The 1,011-nt window shown below is 47.8% G+C and carries 2 protein-coding genes; both read right to left on the bottom strand.

Annotated features, from left to right (window positions below; all coding sequences use genetic code 11):
- Positions 1–142 precede the first annotated feature (142 nt).
- Complete coding sequence (locus BG32_RS05130) at positions 143–454, bottom strand: nucleotidyltransferase domain-containing protein (RefSeq protein ID WP_121526507.1); 312 nt, start codon at positions 452–454, stop codon at positions 143–145.
- A 201-nt stretch (positions 455–655) separates the two neighbouring features.
- Positions 656–1,011, bottom strand: a 356-nt coding sequence (locus BG32_RS15785; RefSeq protein ID WP_220660308.1) for a hypothetical protein, incomplete at its 5' end; no start/stop codon positions are given.

Below are 1,011 nucleotides of genomic sequence, written 5' to 3'. Positions count from 1 at the left end.
CTTGAGAGACTTCTCACAAGCCTGTTGTGCGAGAAAACACAGGGTACCCGGTAGAATCGCACCTTCCGGTTTTGTGGAAGCCAAAGAAAGGTCACTTTCAGCGTAACTGAGCCATGTTTTCGAAATACCACGATTCTCTTCGTCAAGATGCATATAGCTCTATTCCTTCCTTCAGGGCACTATTGAAAACCATGAAGGGATTGTCTGCGTAATCCGCGATATCGCTCTCGGTAGCTACAATGAGGTCGAAAGGAGTTTTTACACCTTTGATTTCTCTGTACAGCATCTGTGCCGTTCTCCTGCGGCCTTCCCCATCCTTCACAATAACCAGGAGATCATAATCGCTCGTGACTGAACCCTCGCCCCTGGCGCGCGAGCCAAACAGCAGTACTCTTAAGGGAGACGCCAGCTGAACAATCTGATTCAGTAATAGATTAAGATCATTATCGACCACATTTACACCTCCTCGACTCCACTAGATTATAGCAAAATGCTGTTTTCTCAATAACGAAGTCGAAAAGCTAACAGAAGCATCGGGGATTCATGCTCGGCTTCGGCAGAAAGGAATAAATGTGGACTTTCCAAGAACGTCACATACTATCATCTGAACTTGATTCAGAATTACGCTCTCAAGGTTTTCTTCAATCAGAAACATCTAACCCGCATCTTCGATCGGTTCAAGAGCAGATCCCGAAACAAGTTCGTGATGACCCTTAACGTAAGCCCAAAAAAGAGACATTTCGGGCAGCCTTACGGGTGCTGAAGTAAGTAGTTTGTACGAGTGGCTAGTGATGAGAGCCTTCTCTCCCATCGCGTCATCCTGACAATGCTCCTGGTCAGGATCCCTATCCCTCGCGAAAAAGGGGCAGACGTGAGGAGAATCGTCAGTCCCTATTTTCGCTCTCGTCCTCTCATGAGCGCAGCGAACGTCTTGTCCCTCGCGTAAATCTCCCGCCTCAACCTTCTGATCCTGGTTTTTCCTGTAACCTGAATGCGCAGCGTCGGAACGAA

It is taken from the genome of Mesotoga sp. HF07.pep.5.2.highcov (assembly GCF_003666285.1).
Lineage (GTDB): Bacteria > Thermotogota > Thermotogae > Petrotogales > Kosmotogaceae > Mesotoga > Mesotoga prima.
The sequence above is the reverse complement of the archived record's forward strand: the minus strand, read 5'-3'. Positions and strand labels throughout refer to the sequence as shown.